Here is a 21,566-nt window from a genome sequence, read left to right on the forward strand (position 1 = left end):
CCGTAAATAGCGAAATAAAAAAGGTTCTCATTGGAGAGAACCTTTTTATAGTGGTAATAGAATTTGATTTGAACATGCTTCGATATCATCAATATCTTGGCGAATTGTTGCCATTTTATTATCAAGATCTTCAGCTTTCATTGCTGCATCATGTAGTTCATCTTTTAAATACTCAGGTATTTTCCCCTCATATTTATAATAAAGTTTATGTTCTAAACTTGCCCAAAAGTCCATAGCAAGTGTACGTAACTGGATTTCTGCAAATACATCTTTTGTACCAGAATTCAGTGATAAAGGATACTTAATGATCATGTGTAAACTTTTATATCCGTTGCCCTTTGGATTAGCGATATAATCTTTTACTTCTATGATTTCCATATCCTCACGCTTTTGAATGACTTCTTTTAAATGATAAATATCTTCTACGAAGCAACATGTAATACGAATGCCGATGATATCTTGTAAATGTGTTTGCGCATTCTCAACTGTCGGTAATAAATTTTTACGTTCAAGTTTTTTAATAATACTTTCAGGTTGTTTTAATCTTGTTTTTATATGTTCAAACGGGTTGTAATCCTCTAAAAATTGAGCTTCCCGGTTCATAATTTCAAATTTAGTTTTTAACTCTTCTAAAGCAAATGTATATGGTAGTACAAAAGCTTTCCAGTAGTTAACTGTTGATTGATTATATTCCATTTATATACACACCTTTTCCTATTTACAAGTGAGGTTGTTATTATACTAAATACCAAAGCATATAAGCGCAAGCAGCAAATGAGGAGATCATAAAACGATATTTAGTTTTCATACTTTCAACTCCTTTCGAGTAAGATTCTATATGAATAAACGTGATTGTTAATAAATTCACTATGTACAATTCTTATAGTAATAGATTCGTGTGAATTTCGTATGAACTAATTGTTTCAGATTTTTGTCTTTTTTTTGTAATTGACAAATAGAATAAACTTATATAACATATAAATCGTAATCATTACGTTTTAGTTTGCGATCTTTGAAAGAAAGGAGAATTACATATGCGTGTAAATATTACATTGGCTTGTACAGAGTGCGGTGATCGTAATTATATTTCTAAAAAAAATAAACGAAACAATCCAGAGCGCATCGAACTAAAAAAATATTGTCCACGATTAAAGCGAGTAACGCTACATCGTGAGACGAAGTAGAAGACTAGAGATATCTCTAGTCTTTTTTGTTTATAGCCATTTAGTTTTATTTGTTATAATTACCTTAAATTGTAATGAAGGAGAGGTATGATGAATCAAAAAGATAAAGAAGGAAAAGGGCAAGTGGCTCATATTATTGACATTTCAGATGATTATAGGCTTGTCGTAGATGATCAAGAAGGTGTGGATGACCCATATCATCTATTATGGTGGGAACATAAAGAGGATGAGGAGAGAACGATACAAATTACGCTGAATAGACATACTGGTAATTTAATCGAATTTAGTATAGATGATAAAAAATATTTTTCGAGTTCGAGTGGTAAGGAAGCGATAGGAGAGAATAAAGCAAGAGAGATTGCAAATGCATTCTTAAAAAAATATACAAAAGAAGGATATGAATTTTATACATATGTAACGGTTAAGGACGACAGGCGTGGTCGGAAAGAAGTAAATTATATGCAAGAAGTAAATGGCTATCCATTGCCGAATACAGGGTGTGTTGTGCGAGTTCATCCTTCAGGGAATGTTGTGCATTTTCGTTATAATGGACAAAAAGCTATCGAGAAAAAACCGTTATGGCCAAGTGAATTTGTTGAGGAGAACGTCGTTTTAGAGAATTTAAAAGCTAGACAAGATATGAGACTTGTATTTGTAGATTTAACACATTCTTCATGTGAGTATGAAAATGGAGAAGAAGTAACAGGGAATCATCTTGTATATGAACCAGAACCTAGTCATACGTTTATTAATGCAAGTACAGGTAAAGATTTATTTGGGCCCGATCATTATAAATTGCCTTCAACTGTAGCTGTTGAAAAACCGAAAAAAGGTAGCCGGCCAGACGATATATTCGATTTGTTTGAATGGAATAAAGAAAATTTTACAAAAGTAGCTGAGACGGAAAATGATGATGAAATAAGAATGAAATTTGTTCCGAAAGAGGAATTACAAAAACAGAAAGAAGAAAAGAATCCATATTTAATGAATGAATTCTTTAAAAAGCATTTACCGATGTTAAAATATAATAATTTAATTGGCATTACGGTTGATAAATCTACCAATGAATTAACTGGTTTTATAAAACTGACAGACGATAAAGAAGTAAAGCAAATATTTCCTAGAGAGGAATGTTTACAAAAAGCACTTCAATTTTTGGAACAAGTTATTCCAGATGTCACACAATATCTACGTCTTTGGGAAGAACGTGAAGAAGCAGAAGATGGGATTGAAAGATTTACCTTTTCCGTATATGTGAATGGCATTCCGGCAGAGTATAAGCAATTTATGGTTAATATCAATGCGGGAAATGGGGCTGTGGTGCATTATTCCGGAGAGTCTAGCAACCTTATAAAAGAATTGCTTACATACGAAACAACACCAAAAGTAAAAAAGGAAAAAGCGTTAGCAATATACAGAGGGGCCATGCGAGTTAATTTAGAATGGTTTTTAGAAAATGACGTAGAGGAAACGAACTACGAACTACTGTATAAACAAACGACGGATGAAAATTATAAAGAATCCTTTGATTGTAGTCGAGAAATTCGTTATATTGATGCGCATACGGGGGAAAAGATTTGGAGTGAATAGTTTTATGAAAAGCCAATCGAGAATCTCGATTGGCTTTTAGTTATATGAATAAGAGATATTAGTGGATTTTAAGTACGCCTTTTTGAGCTTCATACCAATCATATATATTTCCATCCGAACCTACTGCAAAGTTGTAAACGCGTTGGCGCTCGCCCTCTCCACGTGCATAGAAAACATCGTATAGTTTAATTCCGTTGATTATTCCGATAGGTTCAGTTGTGGCGCCATAGTGTAGTTGAGCTGTTTGAGGTCCCATCGTTTTTTCTAAGATTTTTATGGCATCCTCACTTGTGAATGTAGTAATATCGGCGGGTTTGTCTATTGGTTCATTCGATTGTTTCCCAGTTTGTTTATTAACTTGTTGATTTTCTTGTGTATTTTTAAATTCTGATTCAGTTAATGTGCTACCGTCACTCCCATTAACAATAATTTCTCCTGTTTGTTTATGAACAGAAAAGGTGAAATCAGCACGATAATTATCAAATTGAGGCGTGAAAGTATAGTAATCAGTACCCAGTTTATTATTAATTTTATTTTTTGCCGAGCTTTCACTAGGTAGAAGATTGTATGTAACTTCATTTTTATCTAATGTTCCGAATTTTCGGATGAGGATTTCTTTAGCCTTGCTTGCTGTTATGTTTATATTTGCAGCGTTGTCTTGTTTTTCTTTAATTTTTGTCTGTTCTTCAGGTTTTACTGGATCTTCAGGCATTGCTTGGTTTTTAGTTTTTGTTTGATTTTTAGCTTTTTCCTGTTCTTCGGGTTTGTTCTTGTTTTCGGTGTTTGTATTATCTTTTGTTGTCACAGTTTCCTTTTTGTTGTTATCAGTTTGTGTATTTGTATTTTGTTGTTCACAGGCTGAAAGTAGGAAGAGTGATAAAATGAGTACGATAGAGTTTCTGATTTTTACAGTTGAGTATGGCATGAAAACACCTCTTTCTAATTTTTCGCACTTTGTAAATTATAATATAACGAAAATACAATTCAAACGATAGGGTTCATTTAGTTCTCCAATAAGTTAAGGGTTCCATATTTGCTTAGTACAGACACAAACAACCTCACGCCCACATACACATAGTAAAGACCACTATTTTGGCGGAGGTGAAAGGTTTGAGTCTATTCGCCGCAATTGGATATATGGTTCGAGAAGTGTTTGTCTTTGTTTCTTATGTGAAGAATAATGCGTTTCCGCAGCCGTTATCATCAGACGATGAGAGAAAGTACTTAGAGTTAATGGAGCAAGGTGATGCTCAAGCGAGAAATCTGTTAATTGAACATAATTTACGGCTTGTAGCTCATATCGTTAAAAAATTTGAAAACACAGGGGAAGATGCAGAAGATTTAATTTCAATTGGTACAATTGGGCTCATTAAAGCGATCGAGAGCTATTCGGCAGGAAAAGGCACAAAACTTGCGACGTATGCAGCACGCTGTATTGAAAATGAAATTTTAATGCATTTACGTGTACTGAAAAAAACGAAAAAAGACGTTTCACTTCATGATCCAATCGGGCAAGATAAAGAGGGGAATGAAATATCGCTTATCGATATATTAAAATCAGAGTCTGAAGATGTAATTGATATGATTCAGCTTAGTATGGAGTTAGAAAAGATTAAAGAGTATATCGATATTTTAGACGAACGAGAGAAAGAAGTAATCGTGAAGCGTTTTGGACTGGGGCTTGATAAGGAGAAAACGCAACGAGAGATTGCGAAGGCACTTGGTATTTCCAGAAGCTACGTATCAAGAATTGAAAAGCGCGCTTTAATGAAAATGTTCCATGAATTTGTAAGAGCTGAGAAAGAGAAAAAAGCGAAAGAATAATGTACATTGCAAGCAGCCATATTTTAAAATGGGCTGCTTTTCTTTTTGTAAATAAGGAAAGAAAAAGAGTTGTGTTCAGAAGAAATCTATGTTCACTGTTGAAAATGACGGATTCTATCTGTAATATTAGAGGGTGCTAAACAATTTAAGAATAATACCATACTTAGTTTTCCGCATGTATAATGAGACAGTTCTATATGATATGTGGGAATAAGAACCAATTTTACATATGATATAGAAGGAAAAGAAGGGGAAGCTAAAGTTATAGACTGATTAGGAGGTTTCGCAATTTGCGACGTACATTATATCGACTTATGATCGAACTTACAAATGGTCGTTTTACTTCTTATATATTACGTAAATTTGCACAATCTCGTTTGAGCTCTATCATTATTCCATCGTATGCGAAAGTTTTTCAAATTAACCAAGATGAGATGGAAAAGGGTTTGAAGGAATATAGAACATTGCATGAATTATTTACGCGTAAGCTAAAAGAAGGAAAGCGTAGTGTTGATACAGATGCATCGAGTATCGTTAGTCCTGTTGATGGTGTTTTTGCTGATCACGGTCCTATTGAGGACACAAAAACATTTGATATTAAAGGTAAGCGTTATTCAATCGTGGATATGCTAGGTAATGAAGAACGTGCAAAGCGATATGCAGGTGGTACATACATGGTTATTTATTTAAGCCCAAGTCATTATCATCGTATTCATAGTCCGCTTTCTGGTTCTGTGACTGAAAGGTTTGTACTTGGTAGAAAGTCATATCCGGTAAATGCAGCTGGTATGGAATATGGGAAAGAGCCATTGTCAAAAAATTATCGCTCTGTTACAGAAGTAAATAGTGACGGTGAGCATATGGCACTTGTAAAAGTAGGAGCTATGTTTGTTAATAGTATTGAGCTGTTGCATGAAAGAGACACTGTTCAAAAAGGTGAAGAAATGGCATACTTTACATTTGGCTCAACAGTTGTGTTATTGTTTGAAAAAGATATGATAGAAGTAGTGCAGGAATTGAAGAGTGGACAAGAGCTTCGTCTTGGTGAAAAAATTGCTACTCGTTCGGCTCATAAGTAAAGAAAACATTTTATAACTGTAAGCAAGAGTTATGGACAAAGATGCTTAATGATGAAATTCCCTAGATGGGAGTACTTGTTTATTCGAGAGCCATCGCAGGATGGCTCTTTTTACAAGTTAGCTCATTAAAATTTCACTTTATATGTAATCAAGACGATTTGACAAGCTTGTCCTCTAATGAGCGTCTAATCATTTCTTGTTTTATAAGTAAAATGAAGTCGGGATTTAATTTTAGTTCTTTTGCTTTATAATAAGACTCAGTGAGTAACTCAGTAGACAACTGTTCCATATATTTTGTTTTCAAGGTGAGTCACCTCCTAATAATTTAAGGATTGATTCGTTGTTGCATTTAATGTACCAAAAAAATATGACAGTCACAAACGAGTGGTTATCCACATACCTAGGTGGATAAAATGTGTATAGATTGTTAGTAAATTCCAAATTAGCTGAAAAATTAATGTGGAAAATGTGTACAATTTTATCCACAGGTCATATATCGAAATATGTTGTCGAAAAATTTTTATGAAAACTCCTCAAAGAGGTGAAAGAAATTGAAGCTATTTTTACCAAATGAATATGTGAAAAATGTATATCATGTTCAACCAGAAGATTTGAAAAAACGTGGAATTAAAGGTGTCATTACTGATTTAGATAACACGTTAATTGAATGGGATCGTCCAAATGCAACGCCACAACTTGAAGAATGGTTTTTGAAAATGAAAGAGCAAGGTATTCAAGTAACGGTCGTTTCAAATAATAATGAGCAACGTGTGAAAGACTTTGCTGATCCATTAGGTATTCCATTTATTCATAGTGCGCGTAAACCATTTGTTCGCGCGTTTAAGCGTGCGATACAAGAGATGCGTTTACAACCAGATGAAGTTGTAGTAATTGGAGATCAGTTACTAACGGATGTTTTAGGTGGAAACCGAGTGGGACTTCATACAATTTTAGTTGTACCGGTAGCACAAACGGACGGATTAGTAACGCGCTTTAATCGAAAAATTGAACGAAGAATTATGAGAAATATGAAGAAAAAAGGTTTAATTAACTGGGAGGAATAAAGTTTGACTGAAACAATTAAATGTATTGGTTGCGGTGTAGAAATTCAAACAGAAGATAAAAACGAAGTGGGATATGCTCCTACCTCATCTTTAGAGAAAGAACAAGTAATTTGTCAACGCTGTTTTCGCTTGAAACATTATAACGAAATTCAAGATGTATCATTAACAGATGATGACTTCCTACGTATTCTAAATGGAATTGGAAAATCGGATGCGCTAGTAGTTAAAATTGTAGATATTTTTGATTTTAATGGTAGCTGGTTACCTGGCCTACATCGTTTCGTGGGAAATAATAAAGTATTACTTGTTGGAAATAAAGCTGATTTAATTCCTAAGTCAGTAAAACATGATAAAGTAAAGCATTGGATGCGCTATAGTGCAAAGCAGCTAGGATTAAAGCCAGAAGATGTCTTTTTAATTAGTGCAGCGAAAGGGCAAGGGATTGCTGAGCTGGCAGATGCTATTGAGTATTACCGCGGCGGAAAAGATGTTTACGTTGTTGGATGTACGAATGTAGGAAAATCAACATTTATTAATCGTATGATTAAAGAATTTAGTGATGAGACTGAAAATGTAATTACAACATCTCATTTCCCAGGAACAACACTTGATTTAATTGATATTCCGTTAGACGAAGAATCTTCTTTATATGATACGCCAGGTATTATTAACCACCATCAAATGGCTCATTATGTTGGAAAAGAAAGCTTAAAGCTTATTACACCAACAAAAGAAATTAAGCCAATGGTGTTCCAATTAAATGAAGAACAAACATTATTCTTCAGTGGATTGGCACGTTTTGATTATGTAAGTGGTGGTCGTCGTGCATTTACTTGTCACTTCTCGAATCGTTTAACAATCCATCGTACAAAGCTTGAGAAAGCAGATGAATTGTATAAAAATCATGCTGGGGATTTACTAAGCCCGCCAACACCAGAAGAATTAGAAAATATGCCAGAGTTAGTGAAATACGAATTTAATATTCGTGAACCAAAAACGGATGTTGTATTCTCTGGATTAGGATGGGTTACGGTAAACGAACCGGGAGCAAAAATTGTTGCACACGTACCAAAAGGAGTAAGTGTTTCGCTACGTAAATCTTTAATTTAATATGGAGAGGGATTTATGAAACAATTATATGGTGTAATCGGAAATCCAATTGGACATTCATTATCGCCTGTTATGCATAACGATGCATTTGAACACTTGAATATGGATGCCCATTATCATGCATTTCTTGTTAAAGAGGAAGTGCTAGGGGAAGCAGTAAGAGGTTTAAAAGCATTAGGTATTTCAGGATTTAATGTAACAACGCCGCACAAAGTTGCTATTATGGATTATTTGGATGAGATTGACCCGCTAGCAAAACAAATTGGTGCAGTAAATACAGTGGTTCATAAGGATGGAAAATTGATTGGCTACAATACAGATGGAATTGGTTTTGTCCGAGCGCTGCAGTCAATTAGTAGTGAACCACTTCAGGAGAAACGTATTTTATTGCTTGGCGCAGGTGGTGCTAGTCGAGCTATTTATTTTTCTCTTGCTGATGTAGGTGTGAAAGAGATTGATGTAGCTAATCGTACAGCAGATAAGGCGAAAGAACTTATTGCTGCATGTACGGCTACTGTTAATTCTGTTGCTTTATCGTTAGAAAAAGCAACAGAAGAACAAGGAAATTATGATATTATCATTCAGACGACAACAATAGGTATGCATCCACGCGTCGAATATACGCCATTACAAATTTCTTCGTTAAAAAAAGGGACGATTGTATCAGATATAATTTATAATCCATTTGAAACGAAAATTTTATGTGAGGCAAAAGAGCAAGGTGCAATGATTCAAAATGGTATTGATATGTTTGTTTATCAAGGTGCGCTTGCATTTGAAATGTGGACAGGGCGTGTACCGAATATCGATAGAATGAAACAATTAGTTATAAGAAAGCTTGGAGGCTAACATATATGTTAACAGGAAAACAAAAAAGATTTTTACGTGCACAAGCACATCATTTAACACCTATTTTTCAAGTAGGAAAAGGCGGAGTAAATGAAAATATGATTAAACAAATCGCAGATACTTTAGAAGTTCGTGAACTATTTAAAGTAAGTGTGCTACAAAACTGTGAATTCGATCGTCGTGAAGTTGCAGAAGAACTTGCAAAAGGCGCACGTGCTGAAATCGTTCAAGTAATTGGAAGTACAATCGTTTTATACAAAGAATCTAGAGAAAATAAACAAATTAAACTTCCGCGATCAAAAGAATAGCATATGCTATTTTTTAACGTTAGTGCGTAATGATGTAGAGAGCGAAACCAATTGAACTTTTATTAACAGTGAACTCTCTTCGGATAGGAATGAAGAGAGTTACTGTAGGTAAAAGGAAGGGGCGTTTCTTTTGAGAAAAATTGGCATCATTGGCGGTACATTTGATCCGCCACATTATGGGCATTTGCTAATTGCAAATGAAGTATATCATGCTTTGAATTTAGAAGAAGTATGGTTCTTACCGAACCAAATTCCACCGCATAAACAAGGGCGGAATATTACAAGTGTAGAAAATCGCTTACAAATGTTAGAGTTTGCGACTGAGGCAGAGGAACATTTTTCTATTTGTTTAGAAGAGCTAAGCAGGAAGGGCCCATCGTATACGTATGACACTATGTTACAATTGACGAAGAAGTATCCGGATGTGCAGTTTCACTTTATTATTGGTGGAGATATGGTTGAGTATTTACCGAAGTGGTATAACATTGAAGCGTTACTCGATCTTGTGACGTTTGTTGGGGTTGCAAGACCTGGTTATACATTGCGTACGCCTTATCCTATCACCACTGTGGAAATTCCGGAGTTTGCAGTTTCTTCATCTTTATTGCGTGAGAGATATAAAGAGAAGCGAACATGTAAATATTTACTTCCTGAAAAAGTACAGGTGTATATCGAGAGGAATGGGTTGTATGAATCGTGAGAAAGCACTTCATATTGTCAAACAACAAATGCATGAAAAACGTTATATACACACAATAGGTGTAATGGAGACAGCAATTGAACTTGCTAAGTTATACGGTGTGGATGAAAAAAAGGCTGAAGTTGCAGCTATATTCCATGATTATGCGAAGTGTAGAGCGATTTCTGAGATGGAAGAGATTATTAAAAGTGAAGATTTGCCGAAAGATTTACTTTGTTATAACAAAGAGTTATGGCATGCACCTGTTGGGGCATACTTAGTAGAAAAAGAAGTAGGCATTACGGATCCTGAAATCCTGCAAGCTATTACATATCATACAAGTGGTCATGAGAAAATGACGATGTTAGATAAAGTAATTTATGTAGCTGATTACATTGAGCCTGGGCGAAAGTTTCCAGGGGTGGAGGAAGCTCGTAAACTCGCATATACGGATATAAATCAAGCTTTATTATTTGCGTTAAAGCGAACAATTCAATTTTTAATGGAAAAAAATCAAACGATTTATCCATTAACATTCCAAACATACAACGCAGTTATCAAGGAGGAAATTAGTAAATGAAAGATAAAGAGTTATTAGTATTAGCAGCAAAAGCAGCTGATGATAAGAGAGCAGAAGATATGGTTGTCCTAAATATGCAAGGTATTTCACCAATTGCAGATTATTTCATTATTTGTCACGGTAACTCAGATAAGCAAGTGCAAGCAATTGCGCGTGAAATTAAATCAAAAGCACATGAGTTCCAAATCGACGTACAACGTATGGAAGGTTTTGACGAAGCACGCTGGGTACTAGTTGACCTTGGAGATGTAGTTGCTCATGTATTCCATAAAGATGAGCGTAATCACTATAATTTAGAGCGTCTTTGGGGCGATGTGCCACGTGAGGATATTACAGACGAGCTAGACCAATGAAATACGAACAATTTGCATTGTTGTACGACAAACTAATGAATGATGTTCCTTATGATAAATGGGTGGAATTTACAGAGGAGAGTTTACAGCAAGCGGATATGAAAGAGGCGAAGATTCTTGATGTAGCATGCGGTACTGGTAATGTAACACTTCCGCTTGTACAAAAGGGTTACGATTTAATCGGTGTCGATCTTTCAGAAGAGATGTTAACGGTCGCTCAGCAAAAACTAGGCGGAGAAGGATACTTTATTCCTTTTTACCAACAAGACATGCGAGAGCTTGACGTTCCAGGTGAGTTTGACTGTGTAACGATCTTTTGTGATTCATTAAACTATGTATTGCAAGAAGATGGAGTGCAAGAAACATTTCGAAGAGTGTTTCACCATTTACATCAAGATGGTTTATTTTTATTTGATGTACATTCTTTATATAAAATACATCATGTATTTCAAAATGAAACATACACAGTGAATGGAGAAGAAATATCTCTTATTTGGAATTGCTTCCCTGGTGAAGAATCAAATAGTGTAGAACATGATTTAACATTCTTTGTTCAAGACCCAGAAGAAGATGTGTACCATCGTTTTGACGAATGTCACGTGCAACGTGCATATCAGGTCGAAGAGTTAACGAAATGGCTTGAAGAAGCTGGTTTTACCGTGCTTCGCGTCACTGGTGACTTTGAGCGACTTGAAGTTACAGAACAAACAGAGCGTATTTTCTTCATGGCGAAGAAAAACGGGTAAAACAAAAGCAACCGAGAAGGTTGCTTTTGTTTTGTAAAGAAGTTGTAATTTTAGTTCTAGCATAATAAGAAGATGATATACGTGAAGTGTGAAAATACTAGTTTAAGTGAAAATGTAATGTAAAAAAGTAAGTATTTATAAAAAGGATTTGGAATGACGATGACGTATTTATTATGTGTGTTTATTGAATTGCTGATCGACGCATTTTAAATCTTCATCAAATTTCTCGTGTGTCCGCTCAATTAATTTATGAAACATATCCCCAACATGTTCTTCTAAAACACGAATGCCTTCTCCTGTAACGCCGCCTTTAACACATACTTTTTCTTGTAAAGTAGGCAATGTGAAAATCTCTTTTTCAAGTAGTTTCCCCATTCCAACGACCATTTCACTTACTAAAGTAGTGGCTTCTTCATGTGTAATATTTGTTTTATCTACAGCAGCGTTAATGAAACATTGTAATAAATAACTAAAGAATGCAGGGCCGCAGCTTGCTATATCAGATGAAACGCGCGTTATATCTTCTTCTATCATAAGAGGAGTAGAAATGTTTTTGAATAGGCGAAATAGCTTTTGTTGCCACTCTTCAGAGCATTTACTTCCAAATGTAAATAGTGATGCGCCAGACAGGGCGCGGTTTGTAATGCTCGGAATGATACGTGCAATGTGGCAAGGTACAAGCGTCTCTAATTGTGACGGAGATATTGGACTTGTGATAGAAACTAAGCACTTTTCATCAGAAAAATGTTCAGCGTATTTTTGTAGGATCGGGTATATATCTATCGGCTTTACGCAAATAAAAATAAGATGTGATCGTTTGATTACCTCATCGATAGTTTTGGCTATATGAACAGAAGGGTGTTTTTCCTTTATATGATATGCTTTGGCGGGCGTTCGATTAATCATTGTAAGGCACGAAGGTTTGACAGCACGGGTTTCTAAAAATGCGTCGATTAGTATATTCCCCATGTTCCCTGTCCCTATAATTCCTATGTTCAATGTTTCATCCCTCCTTCGTAACAGCTTTCTCCTAAACAATATGAATGATGTTATAAATTTATGATTAGAGGTGTAAAATGATGTGGGATTTTCCAAAGAAATGGTTAGGATTAGTAGCTATTATTGGAACTGTACTTTTTCTTCTTTTTTGGAAAACGAACCAGCATACAGAGCGAACGGTCATTGCAACGGATGTTCAAGCGAAAGAGCTAGAGAAGAAAAGTAAACCAAAAATATCGGATACAAAGCAGCAGAAAAAAATAATTGTAATTGATATGAAAGGGGCTGTTGTTAAAGAGGGGGTGTATGAAATGAAAGAAGGGGACCGGGTCAAGGATGCTATTGAAAAGGCAGGTGGTTTTTTACCCGAGGCAGATAGGAAGAAGGTGAATTTAGCACAAATGGTACAAGACCAAATGATCCTTTATGTACCGAATGAAAACGAAAAAGTGCAAGAGGTAGCTGCTATTTCAAAGGGGGAGGGGAAAGTTCAAATAAATGCGGCTTCTAAAGAACAACTTGAAAAAATTACAGGCATTGGTTCTCGGAAAGCAGAAAGTATTTTGAAATATCGAGAAGAACATGGTCCTTTTCAGAAAATAGAAGATTTGTTAGAGATTGATGGGATCGGTGTGAAGTCATTGGAAAAAATAAAAGATCAAATTATTATTCCGTAAAAGATTGACGAAGTTTTTCTTCATTCGCTACACTACAAGTAGACAAAAAAGTAGGTGAAAAATATGGAACGAATTTCATGGGATCAATATTTTATGACGCAAAGCCATCTGCTATCTTTACGTAGTACATGTACAAGGCTTGCAGTAGGAGCGACAATCGTTCGTGATAAACGAATTATTGCTGGTGGATATAATGGTTCAATTAAAGGTGGCGTACATTGTATAGATGATGGATGCTACGTTATTGATAATCATTGTGTTCGTACAATTCACGCAGAAATGAATGCTTTATTACAGTGTGCAAAATTCGGTGTGAAAACGGAGGAAGCGGAAATTTATGTTACGCATTTCCCTTGTTTACAATGCTGTAAGGCGATTATTCAAAGTGGTATTACAGCAGTTTATTATGCGCAGGATTATAAAAATCATCCATATGCCGTAGAGTTATTTGAAAAAGCGAATGTAACAGTGAAACACGTTCCGCTAGAATATAATATTGCAGCATTAGAGGATCAAAAGCGTCATATGGAGTTAAAAGAACTATTTGCATCTTTAGAAAAAGAAAACTTATCAATGGAAGAATTACAGCATGTATTCACGAAAGCAAAAATGATGCTATAAGGAGTGAGTATAGTTGTATGGACAATGGGGTTATGTTGCAATCTCATTTATCATAGGGATTGCAATTGCCTTTTCCACTTCAGTTTTACTGCTGACTTGTTTTCTCGTTTTGTATGTTTTCTATTGTTTATACCGTACTTCGCGTAAAACCTTCTTTTTTTGTATGTTAGCGTGTTTTAGTGGCGCTATGTACACTACGTATATTCAAGGGCAAAACAAGCCTCTAGGAGAGTCTTACGAAGTTACAAGGGGGCTAATACAAAATACACCTCTTATTAACGGGGATCGCCTAACATTTCAAGTTGAAGATCAGAATAAAAATATAGTGCAGTTAAGTTACAAAATTAAATCGGCCTTGGAAAAGAAACAACTGCGACAATTACACGCAGGAGTATCATGTGTATTCGAAGGTGAGAGGAAAGAGCCACCAATAGCTCGGAACTTTCATGGTTTTAATTATCGTGATTATTTGTATAAGCAAAATATTCATTTCATATTGGAGGCTACATATATTTCTGAATGCCAAAAAACATCGTTGTCACTCGTGCAATGGATTCTTCTTTTGAGACAGCAAGCAATCTCGGGCGTTACAGAAATGTTTCCGGAGCAATCAGGTGCTTTTATGAATGCATTAGTATTTGGTGATAGACAACAAATGACATTTGAAGTTGAAGAGCAATATCAGCAATTTGGTCTTGTACATTTGTTGGCGATTTCAGGATCGCATATCGTATTGTTAATGGTGATTGTGTATTTTATTTTGCTAAGAAGTGGTGTGACGAGGGAGATAGCGACAGTATGTCTTATCTTTTGCATTCCTCTATATATGATTTTAGCAGGAGCATCACCGTCTGTTATAAGAGCTTCTATAACAGGAGTGTTGATGTTGATTGCTTTCATATGTTCTATTCGTTTATCTAGCTTAGATGCTTTAAGCGTTACAGCTATATGTATGCTTATATTTGATCCGTATCTTGTCTTTAATATTGGCTTTCAGTTTTCGTTCGTTGGTAGTTTCGCCTTGCTTTTGTCAGCCCCGCTTTTACTAGATAGTAGTAATGGAGTAATCGGAAATTCCATTTATATTTCTTTTATTTCACAACTCGTTAGTACTCCGATTTTGTTATATCACTTCGGTTATTTTTCTCCATATAGTATTTTTCTTAATATCCTATACGTTCCGTTTTTATCTCTTATTGTATTGCCGTGTAGTATTATCGTTTTGGTATTTATACCGATCGTCCCGTTTCTTGCGAAAGGACTTGCGAATGTACTATCAATAGGTTTGAATCTTTCTAATGATTTTCTAAGTTATTGTGAAAATTTACCGTTTATCCGCCTTGTTTTCGGGCAAACATCTATACTTCTTGTAGCTCTATATTACGCGAGTATTGTTAGTATATTGATGGTTTGGGAAAGGCGGGTGTCGAAGAAAATTATGTTCGTAGCTTCGGGTATATTTCTTTTCGTTTGTACATGTCATTATGTATATCCGTATTTTCGAGAAAGTGGGAGTGTTACATTTCTTGATGTTGGACAGGGAGACGCAATTTTAATTCGCCTCCCGTACGATAAAGAGATTTACCTCATTGATACCGGTGGCACAATGCGTGCAAATAAGGAAGAATGGCAACGGAAAAAGCATGAATTTTCTGTTGGAAATGATATTTTAATCCCTTATTTACAAAAGGAAGGGATTAAAACAATTGATAAATTAATTGTAACGCATGGAGATGCGGATCATATAGGTGCTGCGCAAGAGTTATTATCAAATATAACCGTAAAAGAAGTTGTATTTGGCCGAAAAGAACAAGATGCGGTATTAGAAAAAGTATTAAAGAAACAGGCATTAGAAAAGGAAGTGAAAATAAGTGAAGTGGGGGAAGGAGAGAGTTGGAGCGTAAATGAAGCGGAATTTTTTGTGTTAGCTCCAACAGGAAAAGCGAGAAGTGAAAATAATGCTTCAATTGTAATATGGGCAAAATTAGGAGGGGCAACGTGGCTGTTTACAGGTGATTTAGAAGAAGAAGGAGAGAAATTTTTAATAGCTATGTATCCAGATTTACGGGCGGATGTTTTAAAGGTTGCTCATCATGGGAGTAATACGTCATCTATAGTGCCTTTTTTGAGCGCTGTACAGCCTGATGTAGCGATTATTTCTGTCGGTGAGCGTAATAGGTATGGGCATCCTCATAAGGAAGTGATAGGGCGTTTGGAGAAGATGGGGATTGAAATATGGCGTACGGATAAGCAAGGCGCTATTTCCTATGTTTTTAAAGTGGAACACGGAACCTTTCGTAGCAAAATCACATATGATGAAACACATGATAGATAAAAAAGAAGACTGCCAGTAAGCAGCAGTCTTTAAGAACCGATAAATTTAATAACAGTTGCAATGATGAAAAGTGTTGCGAAAAAACCAAATGAGACGATAAATCCTACCCCTGAATCAATAGCGTCATTGCGTTTACTTTGAACGTTCTGTTCAAAATCATTCATTTAGAATCCCTCCCCAACATTCCACTTTAGTATAAAATATTGTCAGAAAAAAATCTACAATTTCCATATGAAGAGAAATCGAGCGTTTTTACTACTTTAGATCATTAAGGAACGCGAGTTTTTTGTTTCCAAGCATGTTAACAGTTGGCACTTATACTCGAATTTTTATTGTGAATAATAAAGGGAAGGTGATTACCGCACACCAATAAGAAACCCGGGGCTTATTGCGTGGCGTTTAATATAAATAAAGGAACGGGTCATAAAGCCTGTTCCTTTGTACTTGTAAAACGAAAGCTAGGGCATTAGTATAAATATATATTGCCAAGTTAGGGAGTAGGAAAAAGTATGAGTGATATACATAAAAAGATTAAAAAGAAGCAGTTTGCTCCAGTGTATTTACTGTATGGAACGGAAGCGTTTTTTATAAATGAAACGATAAAGCTTATTACAACAGAAGCGCTTGAAGAGGAAGATCGCGAGTTTAATGTTGTGACATATGATTTAGAAGAAGCGTATTTAGAAGATGTGGTTGAGGATGCACGTACACTTCCTTTTTTCGGGGAACGTAAAGTGATATTAATAAAATCACCACTATTTTTAACTTCACAAAAAGAAAAATTAGAGCAAAATATAAAAATTTTAGAAGAATATATTGGGGAGCCTTCTCCATTTTCTATTCTTGTTTTTGTTGCGCCTTACGAAAAACTTGATGAACGAAAAAAAATTACAAAACTATTAAAGAAAACAGCGGATGTAGTAGAAGCGAATGCGATGCAAGTGCAGGATGTTCAGAAGTGGATTGTTGCTCGTGCAGATGAGGTGCATGTGCATATAGATAATGCAGCTGTTAGTTTGTTGTTAGAGCTTGTGGGAAGTAATGTAACGATGTTGGCGAAGGAAATGGACAAGTTAACGCTATACGTCGGTATGGGCGGAGAGATTACACCGAAACTCGTTGGGGAGCTTGTGCCAAAATCGGTTGAACAAAATGTGTTTGCTTTGACAGAAAAAGTGGTAAAAAAAGATATCGCGGGTGCGATGCAAATTTTGGATGGATTATTTACGCAGCAAGAGGAACCAATTAAACTGCTTGCGTTATTAGTAAGTCAATTCCGCTTGCTCTATCAAGTGAAAGAGTTACAGCAACGTGGTTATGGACAAAATCAAATTGCGTCTCATATTGGTGTGCATCCATATCGTGTAAAGTTAGCGATGAATCAAACGAAGTTTTTCTCTTTTGAAGAATTAAAAAAAGTGATTATAGAATTAGCGGAAGCTGATTATAGTATGAAGACTGGAAAAATGGATAAGAAACTTGTACTTGAGTTTTTCTTAATGCGGTTAAATCATATGTGATGAAACAAAAAGTTCACGTGCTTAGCACGTGAACTTTTTGTATATAAAAAAACGATCCAAATGGATCGTTTTTTAAACGCCTTACGCGTTTACTTGTTTCGCTAAGCGAGATTTTTGACGAGCTGCAGCGTTTTGGTGGATAAGACCTTTACGAGCTGCTTTGTCAAGTTTTTTAGAAGCAGTTTTGAAAGCTTCTTTAGCATTTTCAAGATCGTTATTAGTAACTAAAGCTTCTACAGTTTTAACAGCAGAACGCATGTCAGACTTGATAGAAGCGTTATGTGAACGACGCTCTTCGCTAAGTTTAGCGCGTTTGATAGCAGATTTGATGTTTGCCATACTTTTCACCTCCCTGGTGCAATCGAATGACTCGATTCTTAACATAGAACAAGTGATATTCTATCAAACGGTGAAGAGAATTGCAATAGTATATCAATGAAATTTCACGTAAAGGAAAGAATGACCTTATATAACTTTGGGAAATCTAACGATATTTACTATGAATTACGGAGGAGATACGATGAAAGAACCATTAGATTTAAGTAAATATAGTGTTAGAACGGACCTTGCTGTAGAGGCACATGAAATGCTGCAAGAGAGTCAAGAAGAGCAAAAAGGGATACAAGGAGTTATTGTCAAAGAGAGGGAAGAAGAAGGTATTATCATTACAAAAGTAACGATTGATGAAATTGCCTCTGAATCGATGGGTAAAAAACCTGGGAGTTATTTAACGCTTGAAGTACAAGGCATACGTCAACAAGATACGGAACTGCAACAAAAAGTAGAGCGCATTTTTGCAAAAGAATTTTCTTATTTCTTAGAAGAGGTTGGCGTTACGAAAGAAGCGAGTTGTTTAATTGTTGGTCTTGGGAATTGGAATGTAACGCCAGATGCGCTTGGACCAATCGTTGTAGAAAATGTATTGGTAACGAGACATTTGTTTCAATTGCAGCCTGAAAGTGTAGAAGAAGGGTTTAGGCCTGTTAGTGCAATTCGGCCGGGGGTAATGGGAATTACAGGAATCGAAACGAGCGATGTCATTTATGGAATCATTGAGAAGACGAAGCCAGACTTTGTCATTGCAATTGATGCATTAGCTGCCCGCTCTATTGAACGAGTAAATAGTACGATACAAATTTCTGATACGGGAATTCATCCTGGATCGGGTGTTGGGAATAAGCGTAAGGAACTTAGTAAAGAAACATTGGGTATTCCTGTTATCGCGATTGGTGTTCCGACTGTGGTTGATGCAGTTTCGATTACAAGCGATACAATTGATTTTATTTTGAAACATTTTGGACGGGAGATGAAAGAAGGAAACAAACCTTCCCGTTCTTTGTTGCCAGCCGGTTTTACATTTGGAGAAAAGAAAAAATTAACAGAAGAAGATATGCCGGATGAAAAGAGTCGGAATATGTTTTTAGGTGCTGTAGGTACACTGGAAGATGAAGAGAAGAGAAAATTAATTTATGAAGTGTTATCTCCTCTTGGTCATAATTTAATGGTGACTCCGAAAGAAGTGGATGCTTTCATAGAGGATATGGCGAATGTAATAGCGAGTGGTTTAAATGCAGCCTTGCATCATCAAATTGACCAAGATAATACAGGAGCATATACACATTGATGGGAAGAGACGATAATCGTTTAAGCCGTTTTTCGCTTTTATGTATATGTAGTGCGGCCTTATGTTTACTTATGATAATAGCAGGGGTGGCACTTGCTAATCATGGTTTGAAAAGTATGAAAGGTTATCAGCAAATGTCGTATGAACAAATCGCTCATATGACAGGAACAGAGGGTGCGGGTGCTGAATCAGAAATTTTGGGAAGTTCGTTTTCCGTTGCTGAAAAACAAAAACAATTAGAAAGCTTAAAAAGCTTTAATGTTGTAGAAGGAATTGGTATGGCAATAGCAAGTGCTACTTATGAAGTAACAAAGTTTGGAACGGATATAGTTGTTGGGAAAGTGAGAGAGATTTTTAGTTAAGGGTAGCAGGAAGAACGGTTGTCTTACCATTTTGTACGACAGCCGTTTTTAAATTTGAAAAAAGTTTGTCTCTTATGGTTTGTTCGCATAAGATATAGATAGAATGATTTGTATTGTAAGCAGCACGAGTTTTCATTGAATCTTTGCTGCTCTATTGATATAATCAGTGCTAGTGTATATTGGCGAGACTATTAGGAGTTGAGAACATAGATGAACAAAGAAGAAAGAGCAAAAAGACAGTCCAAAATCCGTAATTTCTCTATCATTGCTCATATTGACCACGGAAAATCAACGTTAGCAGACCGTATTTTAGAGAAAACAAACGCGTTAACACAACGTGAAATGAAAGCTCAATTGCTTGACTCTATGGATTTAGAGCGTGAGCGCGGTATTACAATTAAATTAAATGCAGTACAACTAACGTATAAAGCGAAAGACGGTGAAGAGTATATTCTTCACTTAATCGATACTCCAGGACACGTCGACTTTACGTACGAAGTATCTCGTAGTTTAGCGGCTTGTGAAGGTGCGATTCTTGTTGTGGATGCAGCACAAGGGATTGAGGCGCAAACATTAGCGAACGTATATTTAGCGCTTGATAATAATTTAGAAATATTACCAGTTATTAATAAGATCGACTTACCAAGTGCGGACCCAGAACGTGTACGTCAAGAGGTAGAAGATGTAATTGGTTTAGATGCATCGGAAGCTGTACTTGCTTCAGCGAAAGCTGGTATTGGTATTGAAGATATTTTAGAACAAATCGTTGAAAAGGTACCAGCTCCAACAGGGGATTCAGAAGAGCCTTTACAATGTATGATTTTCGATTCTTTATATGACCCGTACCGCGGTGTAATTGCATATATCCGTGTTGTAAATGGAACGGTAAAAGTTGGCGATAAAGTACGTATGATGGCAACTGGAAAAGAATTTGAAGTAACAGAAGTAGGTGTGTTTACACCGAAAACAACGCAACGTGACGAGTTAACAGTAGGTGATGTAGGTTTCTTAGCAGCATCTATTAAAAACGTAGGTGATACACGCGTAGGTGATACAATCACACATGCAAAACGTCCGGCTGCAGAGGCGTTAGCAGGTTATCGTAAATTAAACCCAATGGTATTCTGTGGTTTATATCCAATCGATTCTGCACGTTACAACGACTTACGTGATGCGTTAGAAAAATTAGAGTTAAACGATTCTGCTCTTGAGTTTGAACCAGAAACATCTCAAGCGCTAGGATTTGGTTTCCGTTGTGGTTTCTTAGGACTTCTTCACATGGAAATCATTCAAGAACGTATTGAACGTGAATTTAAAATCGATTTAATTACAACAGCACCAAGCGTTATTTATAAAGTTTATTTAACGAACGGTGAAGATGTTATTGTTGATAATCCATCTAATATGCCAGATCCACAGTCTATTGATCGTGTAGAAGAGCCGTTTGTGAAGGCTTCAATTATGGTTCCGAATGACTATGTTGGAGCTGTAATGGAAATTTGCCAAGGTAAACGTGGAACGTTTATTGATATGCAATATTTAGATGAAACACGTGTTACACTAACATACGAAATCCCGTTATCAGAAATCGTATATGACTTCTTCGATCAGTTGAAATCAAATACGAAAGGATATGCATCGTTTGACTACGAGTTAATTGGCTACAAACCATCGAAACTTGTGAAAATGGATATTCTTTTAAATAACGAACAAGTCGATGCTCTATCATTTATCGTACACCGTGATTCAGCGTATGATCGTGGTAAAGTAATCGTAGAGAAATTAAAAGAATTAATTCCAAGACAACAGTTCGAAGTACCAATTCAGGCGACTATCGGAAACAAGGTTGTAGCACGTTCTACAATTAAGGCGATGCGTAAAAACGTACTTGCGAAATGTTACGGTGGTGACATTTCTCGTAAGCGTAAACTTCTTGATAAGCAAAAAGAAGGTAAAAAACGTATGAAGTCTGTTGGTTCTGTAGAAGTACCGCAAGAAGCATTCATGGCTGTACTGAAAATGGATGACAACTAATAATTGATTGTTATTTCATGCGGATTGA

At 35.9% G+C, this 21,566-nt stretch carries 25 protein-coding genes; 19 read left to right on the top strand and 6 right to left on the bottom strand.

The genetic code is table 11. The features are described 5' to 3' along the window. Nucleotides 1–45: 45 nt before the first annotated feature. Nucleotides 46–696, bottom strand: a complete 651-nt coding sequence (locus tag RBB48_RS01690; RefSeq protein WP_000456212.1) for a GTP pyrophosphokinase — start codon at nt 694–696, stop codon at nt 46–48. 338 nt (nt 697–1,034) lie between these two features. On the opposite strand from RBB48_RS01690, the gene rpmG reads away from it, so the two are divergent. Further along, nucleotides 1,035–1,184 carry a 50S ribosomal protein L33 gene (gene rpmG, locus RBB48_RS01695; protein ID WP_001265617.1) on the top strand — a complete coding sequence of 50 codons (150 nt, stop codon included), beginning with the start codon at nt 1,035–1,037 and terminating at the stop codon, nt 1,182–1,184. A 90-nt stretch (nt 1,185–1,274) separates the two neighbouring features. Next, nucleotides 1,275–2,774, top strand: coding sequence for a YcdB/YcdC domain-containing protein (locus RBB48_RS01700; protein WP_088064438.1), 1,500 nt, complete (start codon nt 1,275–1,277; stop codon nt 2,772–2,774). A gap of 58 nt (nt 2,775–2,832) precedes the next feature. On the opposite strand, the gene RBB48_RS01705 is transcribed toward RBB48_RS01700, so the two are convergent. After that, the gene (locus tag RBB48_RS01705) at nt 2,833–3,699 is read right to left on the bottom strand and encodes a hypothetical protein (protein WP_306007341.1); all 867 of its coding nucleotides are present in this window, start codon (nt 3,697–3,699) and stop codon (nt 2,833–2,835) included. A gap of 185 nt (nt 3,700–3,884) precedes the next feature. Between RBB48_RS01705 and sigK the strand changes: the two genes are divergently transcribed. Further along, nucleotides 3,885–4,598, top strand: a complete 714-nt coding sequence (gene sigK, locus RBB48_RS01710) for an RNA polymerase sporulation sigma factor SigK (RefSeq protein WP_000051382.1) — start codon at nt 3,885–3,887, stop codon at nt 4,596–4,598. A 290-nt stretch (nt 4,599–4,888) separates the two neighbouring features. Continuing rightward, on the top strand, nt 4,889–5,677 hold the full coding sequence (locus RBB48_RS01715) for a phosphatidylserine decarboxylase (protein WP_001255007.1): 789 nt from the start codon (nt 4,889–4,891) through the stop codon (nt 5,675–5,677). Between the two features lie 148 nt (nt 5,678–5,825). On the opposite strand, the gene sda is transcribed toward RBB48_RS01715, so the two are convergent. Next, the gene (gene sda / locus RBB48_RS01720) at nt 5,826–5,981 is read right to left on the bottom strand and encodes a sporulation histidine kinase inhibitor Sda (RefSeq protein WP_000853283.1); all 156 of its coding nucleotides are present in this window, start codon (nt 5,979–5,981) and stop codon (nt 5,826–5,828) included. A gap of 247 nt (nt 5,982–6,228) precedes the next feature. Between sda and RBB48_RS01725 the strand changes: the two genes are divergently transcribed. From RBB48_RS01725 to RBB48_RS01760, 8 genes are all read left to right on the top strand, one after another. Beyond that, a complete protein-coding gene (locus tag RBB48_RS01725) occupies nt 6,229–6,741 on the top strand; it encodes a YqeG family HAD IIIA-type phosphatase (RefSeq protein WP_000765310.1) in 513 nt (170 codons plus the stop codon). Nucleotides 6,742–6,744: 3 nt separating this feature from the next. After that, the gene (yqeH, locus tag RBB48_RS01730) at nt 6,745–7,851 is read left to right on the top strand and encodes a ribosome biogenesis GTPase YqeH (protein WP_048541493.1); all 1,107 of its coding nucleotides are present in this window, start codon (nt 6,745–6,747) and stop codon (nt 7,849–7,851) included. A gap of 15 nt (nt 7,852–7,866) precedes the next feature. After that, the gene (gene aroE / locus RBB48_RS01735) at nt 7,867–8,700 is read left to right on the top strand and encodes a shikimate dehydrogenase (RefSeq protein WP_000812092.1); all 834 of its coding nucleotides are present in this window, start codon (nt 7,867–7,869) and stop codon (nt 8,698–8,700) included. Between the two features lie 5 nt (nt 8,701–8,705). Next, on the top strand, nt 8,706–9,008 hold the full coding sequence (yhbY, locus tag RBB48_RS01740; RefSeq protein ID WP_000955225.1) for a ribosome assembly RNA-binding protein YhbY: 303 nt from the start codon (nt 8,706–8,708) through the stop codon (nt 9,006–9,008). A gap of 130 nt (nt 9,009–9,138) precedes the next feature. Next, nucleotides 9,139–9,708 (top strand): nicotinate-nucleotide adenylyltransferase, encoded by a 570-nt coding sequence (gene nadD, locus RBB48_RS01745; RefSeq protein WP_060488253.1) that lies wholly within the window; start codon nt 9,139–9,141, stop codon nt 9,706–9,708. Then, nucleotides 9,698–10,267, top strand: coding sequence for a bis(5'-nucleosyl)-tetraphosphatase (symmetrical) YqeK (yqeK, locus tag RBB48_RS01750; protein ID WP_001078363.1), 570 nt, complete (start codon nt 9,698–9,700; stop codon nt 10,265–10,267). The genes nadD and yqeK overlap by 11 nt, the downstream gene beginning before the upstream one ends. After that, nucleotides 10,264–10,620 carry a ribosome silencing factor gene (rsfS, locus tag RBB48_RS01755; protein WP_000653210.1) on the top strand — a complete coding sequence of 119 codons (357 nt, stop codon included), beginning with the start codon at nt 10,264–10,266 and terminating at the stop codon, nt 10,618–10,620. The genes yqeK and rsfS overlap by 4 nt, the downstream gene beginning before the upstream one ends. Further along, the gene (locus RBB48_RS01760) at nt 10,617–11,366 is read left to right on the top strand and encodes a class I SAM-dependent methyltransferase (protein WP_306007342.1); all 750 of its coding nucleotides are present in this window, start codon (nt 10,617–10,619) and stop codon (nt 11,364–11,366) included. The genes rsfS and RBB48_RS01760 overlap by 4 nt, the downstream gene beginning before the upstream one ends. 171 nt (nt 11,367–11,537) lie before the next feature. Here RBB48_RS01760 and comER read toward each other — a convergent pair whose 3' ends face one another. Further along, nucleotides 11,538–12,365, bottom strand: coding sequence for a late competence protein ComER (gene comER, locus RBB48_RS01765; RefSeq protein WP_088064433.1), 828 nt, complete (start codon nt 12,363–12,365; stop codon nt 11,538–11,540). Between the two features lie 77 nt (nt 12,366–12,442). Between comER and RBB48_RS01770 the strand changes: the two genes are divergently transcribed. The 3 genes from RBB48_RS01770 (at nt 12,443) to RBB48_RS01780 (ending at nt 15,998) form a co-directional block, all read left to right on the top strand. Beyond that, nucleotides 12,443–13,042 carry a helix-hairpin-helix domain-containing protein gene (locus tag RBB48_RS01770; RefSeq protein WP_088064432.1) on the top strand — a complete coding sequence of 200 codons (600 nt, stop codon included), beginning with the start codon at nt 12,443–12,445 and terminating at the stop codon, nt 13,040–13,042. Between the two features lie 63 nt (nt 13,043–13,105). Further along, nucleotides 13,106–13,663 carry a ComE operon protein 2 gene (locus RBB48_RS01775; protein ID WP_000439786.1) on the top strand — a complete coding sequence of 186 codons (558 nt, stop codon included), beginning with the start codon at nt 13,106–13,108 and terminating at the stop codon, nt 13,661–13,663. A 13-nt stretch (nt 13,664–13,676) separates the two neighbouring features. Continuing rightward, complete coding sequence (locus RBB48_RS01780) at nt 13,677–15,998, top strand: DNA internalization-related competence protein ComEC/Rec2 (protein WP_306007343.1); 2,322 nt, start codon at nt 13,677–13,679, stop codon at nt 15,996–15,998. A gap of 29 nt (nt 15,999–16,027) precedes the next feature. Here RBB48_RS01780 and RBB48_RS01785 read toward each other — a convergent pair whose 3' ends face one another. Next, a complete protein-coding gene (locus tag RBB48_RS01785; protein WP_000997609.1) occupies nt 16,028–16,162 on the bottom strand; it encodes a YqzM family protein in 135 nt (44 codons plus the stop codon). Between the two features lie 345 nt (nt 16,163–16,507). On the opposite strand from RBB48_RS01785, the gene holA reads away from it, so the two are divergent. After that, on the top strand, nt 16,508–17,518 hold the full coding sequence (holA, locus tag RBB48_RS01790; RefSeq protein WP_001279932.1) for a DNA polymerase III subunit delta: 1,011 nt from the start codon (nt 16,508–16,510) through the stop codon (nt 17,516–17,518). An 81-nt stretch (nt 17,519–17,599) separates the two neighbouring features. On the opposite strand, the gene rpsT is transcribed toward holA, so the two are convergent. Next, complete coding sequence (rpsT, locus tag RBB48_RS01795; RefSeq protein WP_001274014.1) at nt 17,600–17,857, bottom strand: 30S ribosomal protein S20; 258 nt, start codon at nt 17,855–17,857, stop codon at nt 17,600–17,602. A 181-nt stretch (nt 17,858–18,038) separates the two neighbouring features. Here rpsT and gpr point away from each other — a divergent pair, with 181 nt between their 5' ends. The 3 genes from gpr (at nt 18,039) to lepA (ending at nt 21,538) form a co-directional block, all read left to right on the top strand. After that, nucleotides 18,039–19,142 (top strand): GPR endopeptidase, encoded by a 1,104-nt coding sequence (gpr, locus tag RBB48_RS01800; protein ID WP_306007344.1) that lies wholly within the window; start codon nt 18,039–18,041, stop codon nt 19,140–19,142. Next, on the top strand, nt 19,139–19,504 hold the full coding sequence (locus RBB48_RS01805; protein WP_002107663.1) for a YqxA family protein: 366 nt from the start codon (nt 19,139–19,141) through the stop codon (nt 19,502–19,504). Before gpr ends, RBB48_RS01805 begins: the two co-directional genes overlap by 4 nt. A 210-nt stretch (nt 19,505–19,714) precedes the next feature. Beyond that, the gene (lepA, locus tag RBB48_RS01810; RefSeq protein WP_001030960.1) at nt 19,715–21,538 is read left to right on the top strand and encodes an elongation factor 4; all 1,824 of its coding nucleotides are present in this window, start codon (nt 19,715–19,717) and stop codon (nt 21,536–21,538) included. The last annotated feature ends 28 nt before the right edge of the window (nt 21,539–21,566 follow it).

Source organism: Bacillus sp. MMSF_3353, assembly GCF_030733445.1.
GTDB lineage: Bacteria > Bacillota > Bacilli > Bacillales > Bacillaceae_G > Bacillus_A > Bacillus_A wiedmannii.